This window comes from Sphingomonas sp. CD22, from assembly GCF_034556155.1.
Classification (GTDB): domain Bacteria; phylum Pseudomonadota; class Alphaproteobacteria; order Sphingomonadales; family Sphingomonadaceae; genus Sphingomonas.
On sequence record NZ_JAYDYX010000002.1, the window covers coordinates 162,058 to 180,232 of the forward strand.

Sequence of the window (18,175 nt, forward strand, 5' to 3'; positions counted from 1 at the left end):
AAACGAACATGAAGTCGGCGATCGTCATCGGTGCGGGGTTCGGCGGGCTGGCGCTCGCAATCCGCCTGCAATCGGCAGGAATTGCGACGACAATCGTCGAGTCGCGCGACAAACCCGGCGGCCGGGCCTATTATTGGGAGCGCGACGGCTTCACCTTCGACGCGGGCCCCACCGTCATCACCGATCCCGCCTGCTTGCAGGAATTGTGGGCGCTCACCGGCCGCGACATGGCCGAGGACGTGACGCTGGAACCGGTGACGCCTTTCTACCGGCTCAACTGGGTCGACGGCACCAATTTCGATTACACCAACGACGAGGCGCTGCTCCAGCGCGAGATCGGCAAGCTCAATCCGGCCGATATCGCCGGCTATCACAAATTCCTCGAATATGCCGAAGGCGTCTATCGCGAGGGCTATGAGAAGCTCGGCCATGTCGCGTTCCTCGACTTCGCCTCGATGATCAAGGCGGCGCCGGCACTGGCCAAATACCAGGCATGGCGCTCGGTCTATTCGATCGTGTCGAAATACGTGCAGAACGAGAAACTGCGCGAGGCGCTGAGCTTCCACACGCTGCTGGTCGGCGGCAACCCGATGACGACCAGCGCGATCTATGCGCTGATCCACAAATTGGAGCGCGACGGCGGCGTGTGGTTCGCCAAGGGCGGCACCAACCGGCTGATCGCCGGGCTCGTCGCGCATTTCGAGCGGATCGGCGGCACGCTGCGGCTGGGCGACCCCGTCGCCTCGATCGAGACGTTGGGCGACCGCGCCACCGGCGTGCGCTGCGCGAGCGGCTGGGAAGCGCAGGCCGATGCGGTCGCCGCCAACAGCGACATCATGCACACCTATCGCGACCTGCTGAGCGATTCGCGCAGTGCGCAGCGGACCAAGGCGCGGCTCGAGCGCAAGAGCTATTCGCCGTCGCTGTTCGTGGTCCATTTCGGCATCAAGGGTACATGGCCGGGCATCCCGCACCACATGATCCTGTTCGGGCCGCGCTATAAGGAACTGCTCGCCGACATCTACGATCACGGCGTGCTGGCGCAGGATTTCTCGCTCTACCTGCACCATCCGACCGTCACCGACCCCAGCCTCGCGCCGGAGGGGCATTCGACCTTCTATGCGCTGGCGCCGGTGCCGCACATGGGCAAGTTCCCGGTCGACTGGAACGAGGTCGGACCGATCCTCGAAAAGCGCATCCTCGACGAGGTCGGGCGGCGGCTGATCCCCGACATCCACGAGCGGATCGTCACCAAGTTCAGTTATGCGCCGAACGATTTCGCCACCGACCTGAAGGCGCATCTGGGCAGCGCGTTCAGCCTCGAACCGGTGCTGACGCAGAGCGCCTATTTCCGCGTCCACAACCGCGACGACCATATCCCGAACCTGTATTTCGTCGGTGCGGGCACGCATCCCGGCGCGGGCATCCCCGGCGTGGTCGGAAGCGCCAAGGCGACGGCGGCACTGATGATGGCGGCGCGATAGGCGACCATTCCTCCCCGGCACGGGGAGGGGGACCAGCGAAGCTGGTGGAGGGGGGCTTCCGCAAACACCATCTTTCGAGGAAGCCCCCCTCCACCACGCCGCTGCGCGTCGCGGTCCCCAGCGTCAGGTCGATCATGCCCCGCATGATCGAGGATCGTCCGGGGGACGATCCGACCTGGCGCTCCGTGCCGGGGAGGAATGCTTTTCTCTACAACGCGTCCAGAAACCCCCGCACCGCCTCCGGGATCGGCGCCGGCCGCCCCGTCGGCAGATGCACGTTGACCATCACCAGCGACACGGTCGCGTGCAGGTCCCCGGTCGTGCCGTGCGCCATGTCCATCGCCATCGTCATGCTGGTGCCGCCGACCCGCGCGATGCGGACGTGCGCGGCGACCGTATCGCCCCAGACGAACGGGCGGAGATAGTCGACCTCCGCCTTGCGGACGTGGAATTCGAGCTGCTCCCACACCGGCCCCAGCGCCGCGCCGATCCCGGTCCATTCCCAGAATTCGGTCGCGGCGACGTCGGCATATTCGAGGTAGCGCGAGTTGAAGACGACCTTCTGCCCGTCGATCTCGGCATAGCGCACGCGGAAGCGCGTCGCGAAGGCGAAGCCCTCGCGCGGGCCGCCGCCGGCCGCGCCGTCATCGGCGGCGCGCAGCAGCATCAGCCCGCGGTCCGGCTCGGCGTGTTGACGCCCATCGACTGGAGGTAGCGCTTCACGTTGCGCGCCGCCTGGCGCAGCCGCTGCTCGTTCTCGACCAGCGCGATGCGGACGAAACCCTCGCCGTTCTCGCCATAGCCGACGCCCGGCGCCACCGCGACCTGCGCATGGGTGAGCAATTGCTTGGAGAATTCGAGGCTGCCGAGATGCGCGACCGCCGGCGGCAGCGGCGCCCAGGCGAACATCGACGCACGCGGCGGCGGAATGTCCCACCCCGCCCGGCCGAAGCTCTCGACCAGCACGTCGCGGCGCTTGTGATAGAGCTGGCGGTTCTTCTCGACGATGTCCTGCGGGCCGTTCAGCGCGGCGCAGGCCGCCGCCTGGATCGGCGTGAACGCGCCGTAATCGAGATAGGATTTCACCCGCGTCATCGCCGCGATCAATTTGGCGTTGCCGACCGCGAAGCCGATCCGCCAGCCCGCCATGCTATAGGTCTTGGACAGCGAGGTGAATTCGACCGCGACGTCCTTGGCGCCCTTGACCTGCAGGATCGAGGGCGTCGGATTGCCGTCGTAATACAGTTCCGAATAGGCGAGGTCCGAGATGATCCAGACCTGATTGTCCTTCGCCCACGCGACCAGCCGTTCGTAGAAGGCGAGGTCGACCGCCTCGGCGGTGGGGTTGGACGGATAATTGACCACCAGCACCGACGGCCGCGGCACGGTGAACGCCATCGCGCGCTCGAGGCTTTCGAAATAGGCTTCGTCGGGCGTCGTCGGCACCGCGCGGATCGTCGCGCCGGCGATGATGAAGCCGAAGGTGTGGATCGGATAGGAGGGATTGGGCGCGAGCACGACGTCGCCCGGCGCGGTGATCGCAGTGGCGAGGCTGGCCAGCCCCTCCTTCGACCCCATCGTCACCACCACCTCGGTTTCGGGATCGAGGTCGACGCCGAAGCGGCGGCCGTAATAATTGGCCTGGGCGCGGCGCAGGCCGGGAATGCCCTTCGACTGCGAATAGCCGTGCGCATCGGGCTTGCGCGTCACCTCGATCAACTTGTCGAGCACGTGCGCGGGCGGCGGCAGATCGGGATTGCCCATGCCGAGATCGATGATGTCCTCTCCCGCCGCGCGCGCCGCGGCCCGCATGCCGTTGACTTCGGCGATGACATAGGGCGGCAGGCGCTTGATGCGGTAGAAATCGTCGGACATGGGTCACCTTGTAGTTGACCCGGTCACCCTACGCCGCGGGCGGCGCTTGCACCATCCGATAATCCCGCCGCTCGCGGTCGAGCACGTTGATCGCATCGTGGACCCGCGCCTCGATCGCCTCGCGCGGCAGGCCGGGCGGGATCGTCTCGCCGATGCGGATCGTCACCACGCCGGGACGCTTGGGGCCGTGCTTGGGCCAGACCAGACCGGTATCGAGCGCGACCGGCACCACCGGCAGCGCGAGCGCGCGATAGAGGCCGGCGAAACCCGATTGCAGCGGCGGCTGCTCGCCGGGGGCGACGCGGGTGCCCTCCGGATAGATCAGGATCGAGCGCCCCTCCGCCTTGAGCGCCTTGGCGGCGCGCATCATCGAGCGCAGCGCGCCCGCCGAAGCCTCGCGATCGGCGATGATCCCGCCATAGCGCATCGCCGCCCACCCCCAGAACGGAATGCGGCTGAGTTCGCGCTTGATGACCATCGCGGGGTCGCCGAGCAGCAATTGCAGCTCCAGCGTCTCGAACATCGCCTGATGCTTGGCGGCGAAGAAATAGGTGCCGGCGGGCACCTGCCCCTCGACGCGGACGCGGACGCCCATGATGTACCGGTAGAGCAAGCGGTGCATCCGCGCCCAGACGTGCGCATGGCGGATCACCGCACGCCGGCCGAACAGCGCAGAGACCGGCACGCTCATCACGATCGGCACCGACAAGATATAGAAGAACGTCGCGAACAGGATCGTGCGCAACCGGTTCATGCCCCTACCCCCAGCCACAGCGCCACGCGCCGCAGGATCAATTTGTTGTATTCGTTCACCAAAGTGCCGAGCCGCGGCGTGCTGGGCACGCCGTCGCCGAACACCTGCACCCCCGGCCCCATCGCCGCGGCCAGCTCCATCCGCGCGCGCGGCACGTGCCAGTCGGAGGTGACGAGGCGGACGGTGCGATAATCGTGCGTCTTGACCCAGGCGGCGGTCTCCTCCGCGTTCGAGCGGGTGTCGACCGCGTCGGCGCCCAGATCGATGCAGCAGCCGAACAGCGTCACCGGCACCTTATATTCGCGCGCCAGGTCGATCGGCCGCACGCCCGGCGCGACGCCGGTGACGAGCATCCGCCGCGCCTGCCGCGCCTGGAGCAGCGCGATGCCGCGATCGATCCGCCCCGCCCCGCCGGTCGGCACGACGATCGCGTCGGTGGTGTTGGGGGCGAGCGGTTTGGGCAGCATCAGCATGAACGCCGCGAAACCCAGGCACCAGGCGAGCGCCGCCAGACCGAACAGCCGGACGATCACAGCGACCGCCTCAGCGCGGCGACGACGGTGACCCGCGCCGCCAGCGTCGCCAGCACGACGAAGCCGAGCGGCAGCAGCACGAGCAGCCCCCAATCGCCCGCATCGAGCGTGATGCCGCCGAGCAGCTCCGATCCCAGCGCGGCGAGCCGCGTCCCCAGGAACAGCAGCACCGCGAGTGCGCCCGCACCGCCGGCGACGCCGCCGAGCGCCGCGTCGAGCGCGATCCGCCGCTGGAAAAGCCGCGCGACCTGCACGTCGGTCGAACCGAGCATATGCATCACCTCGATCGTCGCACGATGCGTCTCCAGCCCGGCGCGCGCCGCGAGCACCACCACCGCCCCGGTCGCGCCGAGCATCAGCAGCACCAGCGCGAACGCGAGCCAGGTCAGCGTGTCGAGGAAACCGCCGACCGGCGACATCCAGCGCTGGTGGCGGTCGACGCGGCTGACTGCGCTGATCCGCCTCGCCGCGGCGATCACCGGCCCGGGCGCGGCGGCGGCGGCGAGATCGACGTCGATCATCGCCGGCACCGGCAAATCGGCATCGTCTCCGGCATCGCCGAGCCACGGTGCGAGCGTATGGGTCAGCTCGGCACGATCGACCAGCGTCGCGCGGCGCACCTGCGGCAGCGCGCGCAGCGCGGCGAGCGTGCGTCGGGCGAGCGCGTCGCGCGTCGCCGGGCTGCCCTCGACCACCTGCACGGTGAGCCGGCCGGCGAGCTGGCGTTCGAGCGCCTGCGCGGACTGGCGCGTGCCGAGCCCCAGCGCCGCGGCGAGCAGCGTGAGGAACAGCATGATCGCCATCACCCAGGTCATCGCGCGCAAACCGCCCGCCTCGTCGAGCACACGCCGATCCGCGCCGCTCATCCCTGCCCCCGCGGTGGCGGCGGGTAGCGGAGCATGCCGGTCGGATCGAGCAACCGGCCCTTGTCGAGCCGCATCATCTGCGCGCCGGGCACGCGGCTGAGCAATTGGTAATCGTGCGTCGCGACGACCACCGTCGTGCCGAGCGTGTTGAGCGATTCGAACAGATGGATCAGCCGGTCGGCCATTTCGGGATCGACGTTGCCGGTCGGCTCGTCGGCGACCAGCACCTCGGGCCGGCCGATCACCGCGCGGGCGATGGCGACGCGCTGCTGCTCGCCGCCCGACAGCGTCGCCGGGCGGGCGTGCAGCCGGTCGCCGAGGCCGACCCAGCCGAGCATCTCGCGCACCGGCTGTTCGATATCCTCCTCGGGCACGCCGGCGACGCGCAGCGGCAGCGCGATATTGTCCCAGGCGGAGAGATGCGGGACGAGGCGGAAATCCTGGAACACCACGCCGATGCGGCGGCGGAATCCAGGCAGGCGGCTGCGCGGCATCGTCACCGCATCCTCGCCGAACAGGCGGATGACGCCGCGGCTCGGCCGTTGCGCGAGATAGAGCAATTTGAGCAGCGAGGTCTTGCCCGCGCCGCTGGCGCCGGTGAGGAAATAGAAGGCGCCGCTGCCCAGCGTGAAGCTGATGTCGGACAGGGTTTCCTGCCCGGCGCCATAGCGCAGCCCAACATTTTCGAACTGCACGATATTTGCCATGCGCCTGGCCGCAACCGCTCCGTCTGGGGTGTCCGGGGCCGCAACCGGCCTTGCCGACAGCCTTCGCATGGGCGGCGCGCGGCTTCAAGCTTGCCACACGGGCGGGTCACGTGCTTAGAATCGCACGCAGTCCCGGTCATGGTTCCGGCACCCGTCCGTAAAGCGTCGCGCATGATCCTCGAATGTCCCGAATGCAGCACCCGCTATCTGGTGCCCGACAGCGCGATCGGGACCGAGGGTCGCACCGTGCGCTGCGCCAATTGCCGGCATAGCTGGTTCCAGGACCCGCCGCCGCCCGAGCCCGCGCCGCCGCCGCCGGTCGTCGATCCGATGCCGGCGTTCGAATCGGCGCAGCCGGTCGCGGCGGTCGAGCCCGAACGGCCCGCCTTCCTCGAACCCGCGGCGATTCCCCCGGTCCGGCCCGCGGCCACGGCCGAATCGGTGCTGCCCGCGCCCGATTACGACGCCTTCGCGCCGCGCCCGCCGTTCCGCCCGCGCCGCAACACGTCGAAACGCTGGACGGTGATCGCGGTGCTCGCCGGGCTGCTGATGATCGCCGGCGTCGCCGCGATCGTCTTCCTCGGCGCGCCCGGACTGCTCGCGCGCATCGGCCTGCCGATCGGCGCGCAGGAATCGCCGCTGCGGCTCAAGGACAATCCGATCGAGCGGCGCGGGCTGGAGAATGGTTCTGAGCTGTTCGCGGTGAGCGGCCAGGTCAGCAATCCGTCGACCGAGCGCCAGCGCGTGCCCGATATCCGCGCCGAATTGCGCGATGCGCAGGGCCGCATCGTCTACAGCTGGACGATCACGCCGCAGCAGCGCACGCTCAACCCCGGCGGCACGATCGACTTCAACTCGGCCAAGCTCGACGTGCCGGCGAATTCGAAACGGCTCGAACTCAGCTTCGCCGGCGAAGCCGCCAACTGACCAAAGCGAACCGCCCGCCGTGCAGCAGCCCGGCGGCGAGCATTCCGATCCCGGACGCCCAGACCAGCGACGACGCGCCGCCGTCATGGTGGACCAGCCACCAGCCGATGCCGCCGGTGACGACAAAATAGGCAAGGATGCTGTTGATCCCCGCCGCGACCTGATCGCCGAGGCTGCGCAACGCATAGACCAGCACCACCTGGATGCCGTCGAAGACGATGAACGGCGCCCAGAGCGGCAGCATCGCCGCGGCGATGCGATGCACCTCCGCGGTCGCCGGGAACAGCGCGACCAGCACCGGCGCCGTCGCCGCGAGCAACGTCGCGCCGAGTCCAAGCGCGAGCACCGACAGGCCGACCGCGATCAGCGTGCGCCGGATCGCCGCCACCGGCTGGCCCTCGCCCACCGCATTGCCCGCCCGCACGCCCGCCGCCGAGCCGAGACCCAGCGCGACCGCGAAGGTGACGTTGTGCATCGCGAACACGATCTGGAAGGCGTGGGCCGCGGCGTCGCCCAATTGCGTCGACAGCGCGATCAGGATCGAGAAGCCGGCGAGCTCCAGTCCGGAGGCGATCGCGGGCACGGTGCCGAACACCGCCAGCGCCCATGCGCCGCGCGGCACCGCGCGCCACGCCGCGGCGTCGAAGCGCAGCACGCCGCGCGCCCGTGCCCGCGGCAGGGTGAGCACGCTCGCCACCATGCCGATCGCGCCGAGCAGCGCGGCGATCGACGTCGCCAGCGCCGCCCCGACCGCGCCCAGCGCGGGCAGGCCGAGATGCCCCGCCGACAGCGCCCAAGCGAGCAGCGCGTTGACCGGCAGTACCGAGAGGTTGACGACGGTGACGCGCCGCGGCCGGCTCACCCCTTCGAGGAAGAAGGCGGCGGCGACGTTCACCAGCTGGAACGGATAAGCGATCGCGAAGGCGCGGACGACGCGCGCGCTTTCGTCGATCCGGTCGGCGGCGACGCCGATCAGCGCGAGCAGCGGCTCGGCAGCGACGAGGAACAAGGCGCCGATCGCCAGCCCGAGCAAGAGGCCGAGCAGCAGCCCCTCGCGCAGCACCGCGCCTGTCCGCGGCAGATCGCCGGCGCCATCGGCACGCGCCGCCATCACCAGCACCCCCGACAGCCACGACAGGCCGGTGACGATGCCGACGAAACCGAGCGCGCGGCTGGCGCCGAGCGCCGCCACCTCCTCGGTCGAGACGAGGCCGACGACCATCACGTCGGTGACCTGCAGCAACGTCCAGTTGAGGCTGGTCAGCGCCACCGGCCAGGCGAGCGCGAGCAGCAATCGCGTCTCGGCACGGGTCGTCAGACGGGGGAAGGTGCTGGCCATGGCGGCGCGCTACCGCGTCCTGATGACAGCGAAAAGCGCAGGATGTGAAAAAGGGGCGTTGCGGAGCGCACGAGCCTTTGCTAGGGGCCTGCGCCTGCCAGATGCCGGCTCAGCCCGGTGTTCTTCACGTGCGGCCGTGGCGGAATTGGTAGACGCGCAACGTTGAGGTCGTTGTGGGCGAAAGCCCGTGGAAGTTCGAGTCTTCTCGGCCGCACCACTCTTTGCAGACAGAGTTATAGCCCGCGCCTCATGAGGTTGCGGGTTTTCTCTTGTGTTGTTGGAAAATGTTGCTGATCTGTTCTCGTCGCAACGGAACGGAGCGGCGATATGGATGTGTCGATCGAGGCGAAACGGCGAGCCTATGCGGCATGGCTGAGGACTGGGCGATGGCCAGTCGCTAGGGGTGCGGATGGCACCGAATGGAAGTTCAATCCCTGGCATGATCCGAGGGACGGCCGGTTTACTACCGCGGGAAGCGGAAGTGTTGAGGCCACGACGCCTCCTGCAAAGGTGCAGCGGAGAGGGATGATACCGACTGGAAGACAGTTACCTGAAGTCGGTAGTGAAAAACCAAATATGGCCGATAAAGCAGCTACTTTGCTATTGGCGCCTATTAAATCACAAGTAAATTTTGATATCGGCGTCATCAAAGGAGTAGCTGGCAGTTTCTCAGGGGTAGTGCGTTCAGCAAAATCATTAGCCGCTCACCCAGTTACAACAATAGTTAATTCTAATCTATCTTTAGCCAGTAGTATTGACAGGTTTGTTGCTGACGAAGACAAGCCGACGGTCGAAAGACTCAAAAACATAGCTACCAAAATCAGCAAAAAATCCCCGGAGGAATTTGGCTATTTTCTTAGCAAAAACGCCACTGACTTTGCGATGTATCGCGGCGCGAAGGTCTTGGGACAAATCTCCAAACTCGCGAAGATGCGCGTGTCGCTGCCAGTCCGCTCTCCGACTCCTAAGTTAGTATGGGTCAAAGAGAACGTCGGCGGAAAAAGTATACATAAGTTGTACAATGATGCTGCGCCAGGCGCCCGCCCGGGCCATGCCCCCGCCTTGATGCGAACGCTAGCGGATGGCACAAAGCGCCCAGTCAAATTTGACGGTATAGACGGTAAGCATCTAATAGATCGCAAATGGAATTTGACTTCCAGACCAAATTCTAAAAAACAAATTTTACGGCAAGATGCAGTTTTGAGGGAACACGGCGTTCATGCGATCTACGAACTTTCTACCGACCAAAAGGTCCTTACGGCCAACAAAATCCTAAATAAGCTGAAAACTACAAACATCAGTACAAGAAAGGCAGAGCCATGAACGATGACCTAATCGCGTCCCAAATTGCTCGTTTAATAGCAAACCTGCTGTTATTTATAGAAGGATTAGATGAAGATGCCATTGAAAACGATATTACCGTACATCTCATAGAACAGATTTCCGCCGATCTAGAATCCTTAGACAAGTCATTCTTGAGAAAATTAGTCACAGCCTTTGAAAACATATCATCTGAGTACGACGAGGGTGATGATAAATTTGTGAGAGATATTCCAGTTGATCTATCCTTGGAGCCTTCGCCCCTTGATGGTAATTGAAAATGCAAGCAAATAATTCAAACGGTCGTGGCGACGCGCGATGCCAAAAGTCTGCCCCTCACCCCGCTCCCATCCGCCGCAAATAGGCGGTGATCGCGGCATAGCCCGAATCGCTCAACGAGATTTCCATGCGGCGCCGGTCGATCGGGTCGATCACCCGGTCGATCAGCTTGAGCTTGTGGAGATGGTCGATCCAGCGTTGCGAGGTGGTCACCGGCGCGTGCGCGCTGCCGACCAGCGTCTTGACGTTCATCGTCCGGCGCTCCTCATGCGCGACGAACAATGCGAGCAGCATGTCCCAGGCGGGTTCGTGGAACAGTTCGGCGGGGAAATGGTCGAACCGCGCCTGGCGCTGCGCCAGCAACTGCTTGGCCAGCTCGCGCCCGTTGAGCGGCGTGGCGACGGCCTGTGCCTCCCCGGTACCGCCCGTCGTATCGGCGAGGCGATCGGCGCGCGTCCCGAACTCCACCGCGATCGCGGAGAGTTGCGTCGTCAGGTCTTTGACCAGTCCGGCGATGGACTCATGTGGCACGTCGCGTTCCCCAAGCGTCGTTTGTCGATCGTCTGCCTACCATTCAGGCAAAGAAAAAACACAACTATTTAGGGGACATGACCAATATCGGGTCGCCGACCGGCCCGGACGCGCGATCGACGCCATCCGCCGTGCTGCATCCTTGTCGACCGATCGTGCGTTGCTGCTGTCCCGATCGTCGGACGCGGCTGTAAAGGATTTCGGTGGCTGCTTATCTGAATGCCGTCGGCACCGCCGTCCCGCCCCATGACGTCCACCACGCCTTCATCGACTGGGCCGGCGCGCGGGTCGAGCCGCGCGCACGACCACTGTTCGCCCGTATGGCGGCGCGCGCCGGGATCGCACACCGCTGGTCGGTGCTGCCCGGCGAGAACGGCGGCAGCGCGGTCGACGCCGGCGGGTTCTACGGCGACGCGACGCCCGGCACTGCGGCGCGCATGGCGCTCTATGCCGCGGAGGCACCGGCGCTGGCGCTCGCCGCAATCGCCGCGCTGACCGGCGACGCCGCAGTCGCGCCCGCCGGCATCACCCATCTCGTCGTGGCGAGCTGCACCGGCTTCGTCGCGCCGGGGGTCGACCAGATCATCGCCCGCCGGCTCGGCCTGGCGCCGTCGGTCGAGCGGCTGCTGATCGGCTTCATGGGTTGTTATGCGGCGATCGTCGCGCTGCGCGCCGCGCGTCATATCGTCCGCTCCGAACCGGATGCGCGCGTGCTGGTGGTGACGGTCGAGCTGTCGTCGCTCCACCTGCAGGACGAGACCGCGATCGAGCCGCTGCTCGCGATGCTCCAGTTCGGCGATGGTGCCGCCGCCGGGATCGTCAGCGCCGAGCCGGCCGGGATCGAACTCGGCCAGCCCTTTGCCGCGACGCTGGGCGACAGTGCCGAACTGATCCGCTGGACGATCACCGATACCGGCTTCGCGATGCACCTCGACGGCGCGGTGCCGGGGCGGATCGGCGACGCGCTCGGCGATGCCGATTTCGTCGCGACGGTGACCGGCGGCGCGGTGCCCGCCGATCTGTTCTGGGCGGTCCACGCCGGCGGCCGCTCGATCCTCGACGCGGTGCAGGCCGCGCTGGCCCTCCCCCCGGCCGCGCTGGCGCCGTCGCGCGGCGTGCTCGCCGATTATGGCAATATGTCGTCGGCGACGCTGATGTTCGTGCTCGCCCGGCTGCTCGCCGCACCGCCGGCGCAGGGCGAGGGCGTCGCGCTCGCCTTCGGGCCGGGCCTCGCTGCCGAGGGGCTGGCGCTGCGGGCGGTGCCATGAGCCTCGCCACCCGCGCGCAGGGCGAGGAGCTGATGGACGCGGACGACCTGCCCGCGGCGACTTATGCCGCGGTCGTCGCCGATCTCGCTCGGGTCAACACGGTGACGCTGGCGGCACGGCCGACGCTCGCCTTCCTCGATCGCGCGCTCGCCGGCGCCGGGACGCTGCGGCTGCTCGACGTCGGCTTCGGCGATGGCGACATGCTGCGTCGCATCGCGCGCTGGGCGGGCAAGCGCGGCATCGCCGCCGAGCTGGTCGGCGTCGATCTCAACCCGCGCAGCGAGGCGGCGGCGCGCGCCCACACCCCCGCCGGGCTGCCGATCGATTGGCGGACCGGCGATTACGCCGATTGCGCCGGCGAAGGCTGGGACGTGGTGATCTCCAGCCTCGTCGCGCATCACATGACGCAGGCGCAGCTCGTCGCCTTCCTGCGCTTCATGGAGGCCGAAGCGGCGCGCGGCTGGCTGGTCAACGACCTGCACCGCCATGGCTTCGCGCATGCCGGCTTCCCGCTGCTCGCGACGCTCGCCCGCTGGCATCCCATCGTCCGTCACGACGGCCGGCTGTCGATCGCGCGGTCGTATCGGCCGGACGAATGGCCGCCGCTGCTCGCCGCGGCGGGTATCGCCAACGCGCGCGTGTTCCGCGCCTTCCCCTTCCGGTTATGCGTCGAACGGCTGCGCTGATCGTCGGCGGCGGGCCGGCGGGCGCCGCGGCGGCGATCCACCTCGCCCGCGGCGGCACCCGCGCGCTGCTAGTCGAACGGCAGCCGGCGGCGGATGCCCTGTGCGGCGGATTCGTCAGCTGGCGGACGATCGACCGGATCGCCGCGCTCGGCGTCGACCCCGATACGCTCAACCGCGACCGGCTGACCCGCGTGACGATCTTCGCCGGCGGGTCCGTTCGCGAGGCGGCGCTGCCGTGTCCGGCGATCGGCGTGTCGCGGCGGCGGCTCGACACCGTCTTGCGCGACGCCGCCATTGCGGGCGGCGCGCAGATCGAGACCGGCGTCACCGTGCGCAGCATCGACGGGCTCACCGCGCAGCTCGCCGACGGCCCGGACATCGCCGCCGAAGCGCTGTTCCTCGCGAGCGGCAAGCATGACGTGCGCGGGCTGGCGCGGCCCGCCGCGGCGCGCGGGCGCGACCCGACGCTGGGAATCCGCGTCCACCTCGCCGCCGATCCCGAACTGTCGCGCGCGCTGTCTGGCCGGATCGAGCTGCATCTGTTCGATCGCGGCTATGCCGGCATCGCCTTGCAGGAGGATGGCAGCGCCAACGTCTGCATGGCGGTGCACCGCTCGCGCCTCCACGCGGCGGGCAGCCCCGCCGATCTGCTCGACCAGCTCGGCCGCGAGCTGCCGCGGCTCGGCGAGCGGCTGGCGCGACTCGCCCCCGGCGCGCCGATCGATGCGATCGCCAACGTCCCTTATGGCTGGCGGCAGCAGGGCGGCAGCGCCGGGCTGTTCCGGCTCGGCGACCAGGCCGGCGTCATCCCCAGCCTCGCCGGCGAAGGCATGGGCATCGCGCTCGCCAGCGGCGTCGCCGCGGCCGAGGCCTATCTAAGCGGCGGACCGCAGGCCGCGATCGCCTGGCAGCGCGATTTCGCAGCGCGGCTGGCGCGGCCGATGGCGGTCGCCGGGTTCGTCCGCCGCCTCGCCGAAAGCCGTTGGTCGGGCGGCGCGCTGCGCTGGTTGCCGCCGGGACTGATACAGGTCGTGGCGCATGCGACCAGAATGACCCCATGATGGTTGACGCTGACCCCCTCCGTCACGAGATTGACCCTATGGATCACCTGAATCTTTCGGAAGCCGAATGGCGCAAGCGTCTGACCCCGGCGCAATATCACGTGCTGCGCGAAGCAGGCACCGAGCGCGCCTATGCGGGTGCGCTCACCGACAACAAGGCCGACGGGCTGTACCAATGCGCCGCCTGCCACCTCGATTTGTTCGACAGCGCCGACAAATACGACAGCGGCTCGGGCTGGCCGAGCTTCACCCAGCCGATCACACCCGATCGCGTCGCCGACCATAGCGACACCAGCCACGGCATGACCCGCACGGAAACGCGCTGCGCCCGCTGCGACAGCCACCTCGGCCACGTCTTCCCCGACGGCCCGCCGCCGACTGGCCTGCGCTATTGCATGAACTCCATCGCCCTGGAATTCCGCGCCCGCAAAGCGGCGTAACCAAGTCCTCCCCCGCCAGGGGGAGGTGGCAGCACGAAGTGCTGACGGAGGGGGAGGACGGGGCGGGAGCCTTGTTACAAAGCTCCCGCCCTGTCCTCCCCCTCCACCATTCGGCGTACGCCGAACGGTCCCACTCTCCCTTGCGGGAGAGGATTGCCGCGCTCGGCTCCCGCCACGTCCCTCCCCGCGCCCCCTTACCGGCGCGAAACATCGCCCCGCCCGCTTGTCGGCACCCCGGTCATCCGGTAATCGCGCAAATCTTCATGGCCCGTGCGCGCACCCCCCGCTCCGCTCCTGCCCGCCGCTCGCCATGGCGTCGGCGGCTTGTCCTGTCCGCCCAGATCGCGGTGGCGCTCGTCGTGCTGGCGTTCGGGGCGCTGGCGATCGCGGTCTATGTCGCGCGCGCGCAATTGCCGAGTTTCGAGGAATTGAAATCCTCGCCCAACGGCCAGATGATCCGTGTCCATGCCGCCGACGGCAGCGTCATCGTCTCGATGGGGCCGAGCTACGGCGAATGGCTGTCCTACGATAGCATCCCGCGGGTGATGCGCGAGGCGACCGTCGCGGTCGAGGATCGCCGCTTCTACAGCCATCCCGGCGTCGATCCGCTCGGCATCGCGCGATCGGTCCTGATCCGCTACGAACGTGGCCGCTGGATCCAGGGCGGCTCGACCATCACGCAGCAGCTCGCGCGCAACGTCTTCCTCAACAATCAGAAGAAGTTCGGCCGCAAGTTCCGCGAATGGATCCTGGCGCTCGCGCTCGAACGCAAGTTCAGCAAGGACCAGGTGCTCGAGCTGTACCTCAACAAGGTCTATTACGGCGGCGGCGCCTATGGCATCGACGCCGCGTCGCGCAAATTCTTCGGTCATGGCGCCAACACGCTCAACCTCGCCGAGGCGGCGGTGATCGCCGGACTGGTCAAGGCGCCGTCCAATTATTCGCCGACTGCCGACGCGCAGGCCGCGGTCGGCCGCGCCGGCGTCGTGCTCGACGCGATGGTCCGCCACGGCTCGATCACCCGCGAACAGGCGAACGAGGCCGATCCGCAGGCGCTGCGCCTCGCCCCCGAACCCAAGCAGAACAGCGCGCGCTATTTCACCGATTGGGCGCTGCCACAGCTCGACACCCTGATCGACGAGACGCAGGCGCCGCTCGACGTTTGGACGACGCTCGATCTCGGCATGCAACGCGACGCCGATGCCGCGGTCCGCGCCAACGCCCCCGACGGTGCGCAGGGCGCGTTGGTCAGCCTCGATCGCGACGGCGCGGTCAAGGCGATGGTCGGCGGCAAGGATTACGTCTCGTCGATCTACAATCGCGCGACGCAGGCGCAGCGCCAGCCGGGCTCGGCGTTCAAACTGTTCGTCTATCTCGCCGCGCTGGAGGCCGGCCACAAGCCCGAGGACACGATCGTCGACGAGCCGGTGACGATCAACGGCTGGAGCCCGCGCAACGATTCGCGCCACAATTCCGGGCCGGTGACGCTGCGCACCGCCTTCGCTTTCTCGCTCAACACCGTCGCGGCGAAACTGGGTCAGGAGGTCGGCTTCACCACCGTCGCCGACATGGCGCGGCGCTTCGGCATCACCACGCCGATCAACACCCACCCTTCGATGGTGCTCGGCACCTCCGACGTGCGGCTGATCGACATGACCCGCGCCTTCGCCAGCGTCGCCGCCAAGGGCGTCGCGGTGACGCCTTATGGCATCACCCGCGTCACCGCCAACGGCCAGACGATCTACACGCACGAGGTCGACCGCAGCCACGTGCTGGTCGCGCCCTATGTCGCGGCGGAGATGACCGACCTGTTGCAGACCGCGGTCAACACCGGCACCGGCCGCGCCGCGCAGATCGGCCGTCCGGTCGCGGGCAAGACCGGCACGACCAGTTCGTCGAAGGACGGCTGGTTCCTCGGCTTTTCCAGCGGACTCACCACCGGCGTGTGGATGGGCCGCGACGATGCGCGGCCGATCGCCGGCCTGCACGGCGGCACCGCACCGGCACGCGCCTTCGCCGCCTTCATGAAGCCGGCCACCGCCAACCGGCCGATCGAGCAGTTCGAGACGCAGGTGACTTTGCCCGAATGGCAGCTCGAACCCGACGAGGAGACCTATTACGGCCCGCCCGATAACGGGGCGGCGATGGTCGACGAGGACGGCAACCCGACCGCGCAGGCGCCGCGCGACGAGCAGCAGCAGGACGAGCAGAGCATCCGCCCGCAGGACAGCGCGCCGCAGCAGCTCGACGATCTCATCGACCGCGTCACCGGCCGCGATGCGCCGCAGCCCCGCGACGACCGGCGCGACCCCGCCGCGCCGGCGCGCCAGCCGCTACGCGACGATCGCCGCGATGGGGCCCCGGCGAACCGCCAGCCGCCCCGCCCGCTTCAGGACGACCGACCGACCCAGTGAAGCGCGGCGCCGTGGTCGCGCAGCCACGCCCGCGCCGGGGTCGGGTCCTCGCCGTACAGGCGCGCGACCAACGCGTGGAACACCGGCGCGTGGTTCATATGGACGCGATGCGCGACCTCGTGCGCCACCGTCGCGCGGCGTACCCAGCCGGGGGCGAGGATCAGCCGCCAGCTATAGCGGATCGCGCCATCGTGCGCGCAACTGCCCCAGCGGCCCCGCGCATCGCCGATCGCGACGCGTGCGACGGTGACGCCGGCCTTGGCGGCATAATCGGCGGTCTCGCGGGTGAGCAGGTCGAGCGCCTGCCGCTTCAGCCATGTCTCCACCCGTCGCGGCAGCGTATCGAGCGGCCCCGAGAGCGACAGGATGTCGCCGTCCACCTCGACGCGGCGACGGCTGCCCGGTTGCCAGACGATCGTCAGCGCCCGGTCGGCGACGGTGAGCGCCATACCGGGGGCGAACGGGCGCGGCTGCGGCAGGCGGGCGCGCTGCTCGGCGATCCATTCGGCCTTGCCCTGCGCCCAGGCGAGCGCCGGCTTCAACGCCGCACGCTTGGGCACCACCAGCCGCGCCCTGCCGCTCGCCGGATCGAGCGACAGGCGGATACGCCGCGCGGTCGGGTGCCGCACGACCTCGAACGGCTCGCTCACAATTCGCGTTCGACGATATGGTTCTCCATATCGCCGACATCGTCCTCGCTCACCGTCCAGCCGCGCACCGAAATGCCGGCGGCATGCACCGATTCGCGATTCCCGCTGATGAGATAATGCCAGTCGCGCAGCGGCTCGCCCGCCGCGCGCAGCCGATAGGCGCAGGTCGACGGCAGCCAGTCGATGCCGCGGACGTTGCCCGCGGTCAGCCGCACGCATTCGGGGACGTAGGCGTGGCGATGCTTATAGTCCGAACAGAAGCCGCTGCGCCGGTCGAGCAGCCGGCAGGCGACGTTGGTCGGAACGATCTCGCCCGTCTCCTCGTCTTCCAGCTTGTGGATGCAGCATTTGCCGCAGCCGTCGCACAAGGCTTCCCATTGGCCGCGGTCGAGCTGCTCGATCGGCAGCTCCCAGAATTTGTTCATTTCGCCCAGCGCTTGATCTCGGCGGCCACGGCATGCGGCCCCTGCTCGGTCGGCAGCAGCGCAAGCGGCTTGCCGTCCGGGTCCATCAGATAGGTGGTGCGGCTGTGGTTCACCAGATAGCCGCCGCCCGGCTGCATCGCGCCCTTGCCGGCATAGACGCCATAAGCCTTCGATACCGCGGCGATCTCAGCCGGCGTGCCGGTCAGCCCGACCATGCGCGGGTGGAAGGCGGCGGTGAAGCTCTTGAGCACCTTGGGCGTGTCGCGCTCGGGATCGACGGTGACGAAGATCGGCACGATACGGCGGGCGAGATCGGCGTCGCTGCCGTCGAGTTCCGCCACCGCCTTGCCGATCGCCGCCGCGTCGGTCGGGCAGACGTCGGGGCAGAAGGTGTAGCCGAAATACATGATGCGGTATTTGCCCGCGAAATCGCGATCGCTGACGGTCCGCCCGTCATGGTTCACCAGCGTGAACGGACCGCCGATCCGGGCACCGGCGAGCGGCGGCGCCTCCTGCGGCGCGGCGTGACAGGCGACCAGCGCAACGGCGGCGAGCGGGGCGAGACGCAGAATGTTCATGACCTCGCCAGCTCTGATCTGTTACCGGCAGGGCTGCA

Annotated in this window: 20 protein-coding genes and 1 tRNA gene; 10 read left to right on the forward strand and 11 right to left on the reverse strand. The window is 68.2% G+C overall.

Features of this window, described 5'->3' with window-relative positions; genetic code table 11:
* Positions 1 to 8: 8 nt before the first annotated feature.
* Complete coding sequence (locus SFC76_RS04065) at positions 9 to 1,484, forward strand: phytoene desaturase (protein WP_322848216.1); 1,476 nt, start codon at positions 9 to 11, stop codon at positions 1,482 to 1,484.
* A gap of 208 nt (positions 1,485 to 1,692) precedes the next feature.
* Here the strand turns inward: SFC76_RS04065 and SFC76_RS04070 are convergent, their stop codons facing one another.
* Genes SFC76_RS04070 through ftsE form a run of 6 tightly spaced genes read right to left on the reverse strand, consistent with a single transcriptional unit; the run spans position 1,693 to position 6,219 of the window.
* Positions 1,693 to 2,151 carry a thioesterase family protein gene (locus tag SFC76_RS04070; RefSeq protein ID WP_322848217.1) on the reverse strand — a complete coding sequence of 153 codons (459 nt, stop codon included), beginning with the start codon at positions 2,149 to 2,151 and terminating at the stop codon, positions 1,693 to 1,695.
* Positions 2,151 to 3,359, reverse strand: a complete 1,209-nt coding sequence (locus tag SFC76_RS04075) for an LL-diaminopimelate aminotransferase (protein ID WP_322848218.1) — start codon at positions 3,357 to 3,359, stop codon at positions 2,151 to 2,153. Before SFC76_RS04075 ends, SFC76_RS04070 begins: the two co-directional genes overlap by 1 nt.
* 28 nt (positions 3,360 to 3,387) lie before the next feature.
* Complete coding sequence (locus SFC76_RS04080; protein WP_322848219.1) at positions 3,388 to 4,113, reverse strand: lysophospholipid acyltransferase family protein; 726 nt, start codon at positions 4,111 to 4,113, stop codon at positions 3,388 to 3,390.
* Positions 4,110 to 4,646: a YdcF family protein gene (locus tag SFC76_RS04085; RefSeq protein WP_322848220.1), complete on the reverse strand. Its 537-nt coding sequence runs from the start codon at positions 4,644 to 4,646 to the stop codon at positions 4,110 to 4,112. Before SFC76_RS04085 ends, SFC76_RS04080 begins: the two co-directional genes overlap by 4 nt.
* A complete protein-coding gene (locus tag SFC76_RS04090; protein WP_322848221.1) occupies positions 4,643 to 5,512 on the reverse strand; it encodes a permease in 870 nt (289 codons plus the stop codon). Before SFC76_RS04090 ends, SFC76_RS04085 begins: the two co-directional genes overlap by 4 nt.
* Positions 5,509 to 6,219, reverse strand: coding sequence for a cell division ATP-binding protein FtsE (gene ftsE / locus SFC76_RS04095; protein ID WP_038664725.1), 711 nt, complete (start codon positions 6,217 to 6,219; stop codon positions 5,509 to 5,511). The genes SFC76_RS04090 and ftsE overlap by 4 nt, the downstream gene beginning before the upstream one ends.
* 171 nt (positions 6,220 to 6,390) lie before the next feature.
* Here ftsE and SFC76_RS04100 point away from each other — a divergent pair, with 171 nt between their 5' ends.
* Positions 6,391 to 7,146: an MJ0042-type zinc finger domain-containing protein gene (locus SFC76_RS04100; RefSeq protein WP_322848222.1), complete on the forward strand. Its 756-nt coding sequence runs from the start codon at positions 6,391 to 6,393 to the stop codon at positions 7,144 to 7,146.
* Here the strand turns inward: SFC76_RS04100 and SFC76_RS04105 are convergent.
* Positions 7,118 to 8,485 carry an MATE family efflux transporter gene (locus SFC76_RS04105; protein ID WP_322848223.1) on the reverse strand — a complete coding sequence of 456 codons (1,368 nt, stop codon included), beginning with the start codon at positions 8,483 to 8,485 and terminating at the stop codon, positions 7,118 to 7,120. The two genes, SFC76_RS04100 and SFC76_RS04105, sit on opposite strands and share 29 nt — an antisense overlap.
* 130 nt (positions 8,486 to 8,615) lie before the next feature.
* Between SFC76_RS04105 and SFC76_RS04110 the strand changes: the two genes are divergently transcribed.
* From SFC76_RS04110 to SFC76_RS04120, 3 genes are all read left to right on the forward strand, one after another.
* Positions 8,616 to 8,702 (forward strand) — tRNA-Leu (locus tag SFC76_RS04110).
* Positions 8,703 to 9,061: 359 nt separating this feature from the next.
* Positions 9,062 to 9,808, forward strand: coding sequence for a hypothetical protein (locus tag SFC76_RS04115; protein ID WP_322848224.1), 747 nt, complete (start codon positions 9,062 to 9,064; stop codon positions 9,806 to 9,808).
* A complete protein-coding gene (locus tag SFC76_RS04120; protein ID WP_322848225.1) occupies positions 9,805 to 10,083 on the forward strand; it encodes a hypothetical protein in 279 nt (92 codons plus the stop codon). Before SFC76_RS04115 ends, SFC76_RS04120 begins: the two co-directional genes overlap by 4 nt.
* 58 nt (positions 10,084 to 10,141) lie before the next feature.
* Here the strand turns inward: SFC76_RS04120 and SFC76_RS04125 are convergent, their stop codons facing one another.
* A complete protein-coding gene (locus SFC76_RS04125; protein WP_322848226.1) occupies positions 10,142 to 10,615 on the reverse strand; it encodes a hypothetical protein in 474 nt (157 codons plus the stop codon).
* 197 nt (positions 10,616 to 10,812) lie between these two features.
* Between SFC76_RS04125 and SFC76_RS04130 the strand changes: the two genes are divergently transcribed.
* The 5 genes from SFC76_RS04130 to SFC76_RS04150 all read left to right on the forward strand — a co-directional run bounded on the left by SFC76_RS04130 (position 10,813) and on the right by SFC76_RS04150 (position 16,484).
* On the forward strand, positions 10,813 to 11,883 hold the full coding sequence (locus tag SFC76_RS04130) for a type III polyketide synthase (RefSeq protein ID WP_322848630.1): 1,071 nt from the start codon (positions 10,813 to 10,815) through the stop codon (positions 11,881 to 11,883).
* Positions 11,880 to 12,569, forward strand: a complete 690-nt coding sequence (locus SFC76_RS04135) for a methyltransferase domain-containing protein (RefSeq protein WP_322848227.1) — start codon at positions 11,880 to 11,882, stop codon at positions 12,567 to 12,569. Before SFC76_RS04130 ends, SFC76_RS04135 begins: the two co-directional genes overlap by 4 nt.
* On the forward strand, positions 12,548 to 13,630 hold the full coding sequence (locus SFC76_RS04140) for an NAD(P)/FAD-dependent oxidoreductase (protein ID WP_322848228.1): 1,083 nt from the start codon (positions 12,548 to 12,550) through the stop codon (positions 13,628 to 13,630). Before SFC76_RS04135 ends, SFC76_RS04140 begins: the two co-directional genes overlap by 22 nt.
* 38 nt (positions 13,631 to 13,668) lie before the next feature.
* On the forward strand, positions 13,669 to 14,070 hold the full coding sequence (gene msrB, locus SFC76_RS04145) for a peptide-methionine (R)-S-oxide reductase MsrB (RefSeq protein ID WP_322848229.1): 402 nt from the start codon (positions 13,669 to 13,671) through the stop codon (positions 14,068 to 14,070).
* Positions 14,071 to 14,333: 263 nt separating this feature from the next.
* Positions 14,334 to 16,484 carry a PBP1A family penicillin-binding protein gene (locus tag SFC76_RS04150; RefSeq protein ID WP_322848230.1) on the forward strand — a complete coding sequence of 717 codons (2,151 nt, stop codon included), beginning with the start codon at positions 14,334 to 14,336 and terminating at the stop codon, positions 16,482 to 16,484.
* Here the strand turns inward: SFC76_RS04150 and SFC76_RS04155 are convergent.
* From SFC76_RS04155 to SFC76_RS04165, 3 genes are read right to left on the reverse strand one after another with little or no spacing between them, the layout of a single operon-like run.
* Positions 16,460 to 17,134, reverse strand: coding sequence for a SprT family zinc-dependent metalloprotease (locus SFC76_RS04155; protein WP_322848231.1), 675 nt, complete (start codon positions 17,132 to 17,134; stop codon positions 16,460 to 16,462). The genes SFC76_RS04150 and SFC76_RS04155 overlap by 25 nt on opposite strands.
* Entirely contained in the window at positions 17,131 to 17,559 is a 429-nt protein-coding gene (locus tag SFC76_RS04160) for a YcgN family cysteine cluster protein (protein ID WP_322848232.1), read from the reverse strand. The genes SFC76_RS04155 and SFC76_RS04160 overlap by 4 nt, the downstream gene beginning before the upstream one ends.
* Entirely contained in the window at positions 17,556 to 18,137 is a 582-nt protein-coding gene (locus SFC76_RS04165) for an SCO family protein (RefSeq protein ID WP_322848233.1), read from the reverse strand. The genes SFC76_RS04160 and SFC76_RS04165 overlap by 4 nt, the downstream gene beginning before the upstream one ends.
* Positions 18,138 to 18,175: the final 38 nt, after the last annotated feature.

Excerpts from the sequence above, each read along its gene's own strand:
- SFC76_RS04160 (WP_322848232.1), bottom strand. The coding sequence starts at position 17,559 with ATGAACAAATTCTGGGAGCTGCCGATCGAGCAGCTCGACCGCGGCCAA.
- SFC76_RS04105 (WP_322848223.1), bottom strand. The coding sequence starts at position 8,485 with ATGGCCAGCACCTTCCCCCGTCTGACGACCCGTGCCGAGACGCGATTG.
- SFC76_RS04075 (WP_322848218.1), bottom strand. The coding sequence starts at position 3,359 with ATGTCCGACGATTTCTACCGCATCAAGCGCCTGCCGCCCTATGTCATC.
- SFC76_RS04070 (WP_322848217.1), bottom strand. The coding sequence starts at position 2,151 with ATGCTGCTGCGCGCCGCCGATGACGGCGCGGCCGGCGGCGGCCCGCGC.
- SFC76_RS04150 (WP_322848230.1), top strand. The coding sequence starts at position 14,334 with ATGGCCCGTGCGCGCACCCCCCGCTCCGCTCCTGCCCGCCGCTCGCCA.
- SFC76_RS04135 (WP_322848227.1), top strand. The coding sequence starts at position 11,880 with ATGAGCCTCGCCACCCGCGCGCAGGGCGAGGAGCTGATGGACGCGGAC.
- SFC76_RS04140 (WP_322848228.1), top strand. The coding sequence starts at position 12,548 with ATGCGTCGAACGGCTGCGCTGATCGTCGGCGGCGGGCCGGCGGGCGCC.
- SFC76_RS04165 (WP_322848233.1), bottom strand. The coding sequence starts at position 18,137 with ATGAACATTCTGCGTCTCGCCCCGCTCGCCGCCGTTGCGCTGGTCGCC.
- SFC76_RS04090 (WP_322848221.1), bottom strand. The coding sequence starts at position 5,512 with ATGAGCGGCGCGGATCGGCGTGTGCTCGACGAGGCGGGCGGTTTGCGC.
- msrB (WP_322848229.1), top strand. The coding sequence starts at position 13,669 with ATGGATCACCTGAATCTTTCGGAAGCCGAATGGCGCAAGCGTCTGACC.
- SFC76_RS04120 (WP_322848225.1), top strand. The coding sequence starts at position 9,805 with ATGAACGATGACCTAATCGCGTCCCAAATTGCTCGTTTAATAGCAAAC.
- SFC76_RS04080 (WP_322848219.1), bottom strand. The coding sequence starts at position 4,113 with ATGAACCGGTTGCGCACGATCCTGTTCGCGACGTTCTTCTATATCTTG.
- SFC76_RS04065 (WP_322848216.1), top strand. The coding sequence starts at position 9 with ATGAAGTCGGCGATCGTCATCGGTGCGGGGTTCGGCGGGCTGGCGCTC.
- SFC76_RS04100 (WP_322848222.1), top strand. The coding sequence starts at position 6,391 with ATGATCCTCGAATGTCCCGAATGCAGCACCCGCTATCTGGTGCCCGAC.
- SFC76_RS04115 (WP_322848224.1), top strand. The coding sequence starts at position 9,062 with ATGGCCGATAAAGCAGCTACTTTGCTATTGGCGCCTATTAAATCACAA.
- ftsE (WP_038664725.1), bottom strand. The coding sequence starts at position 6,219 with ATGGCAAATATCGTGCAGTTCGAAAATGTTGGGCTGCGCTATGGCGCC.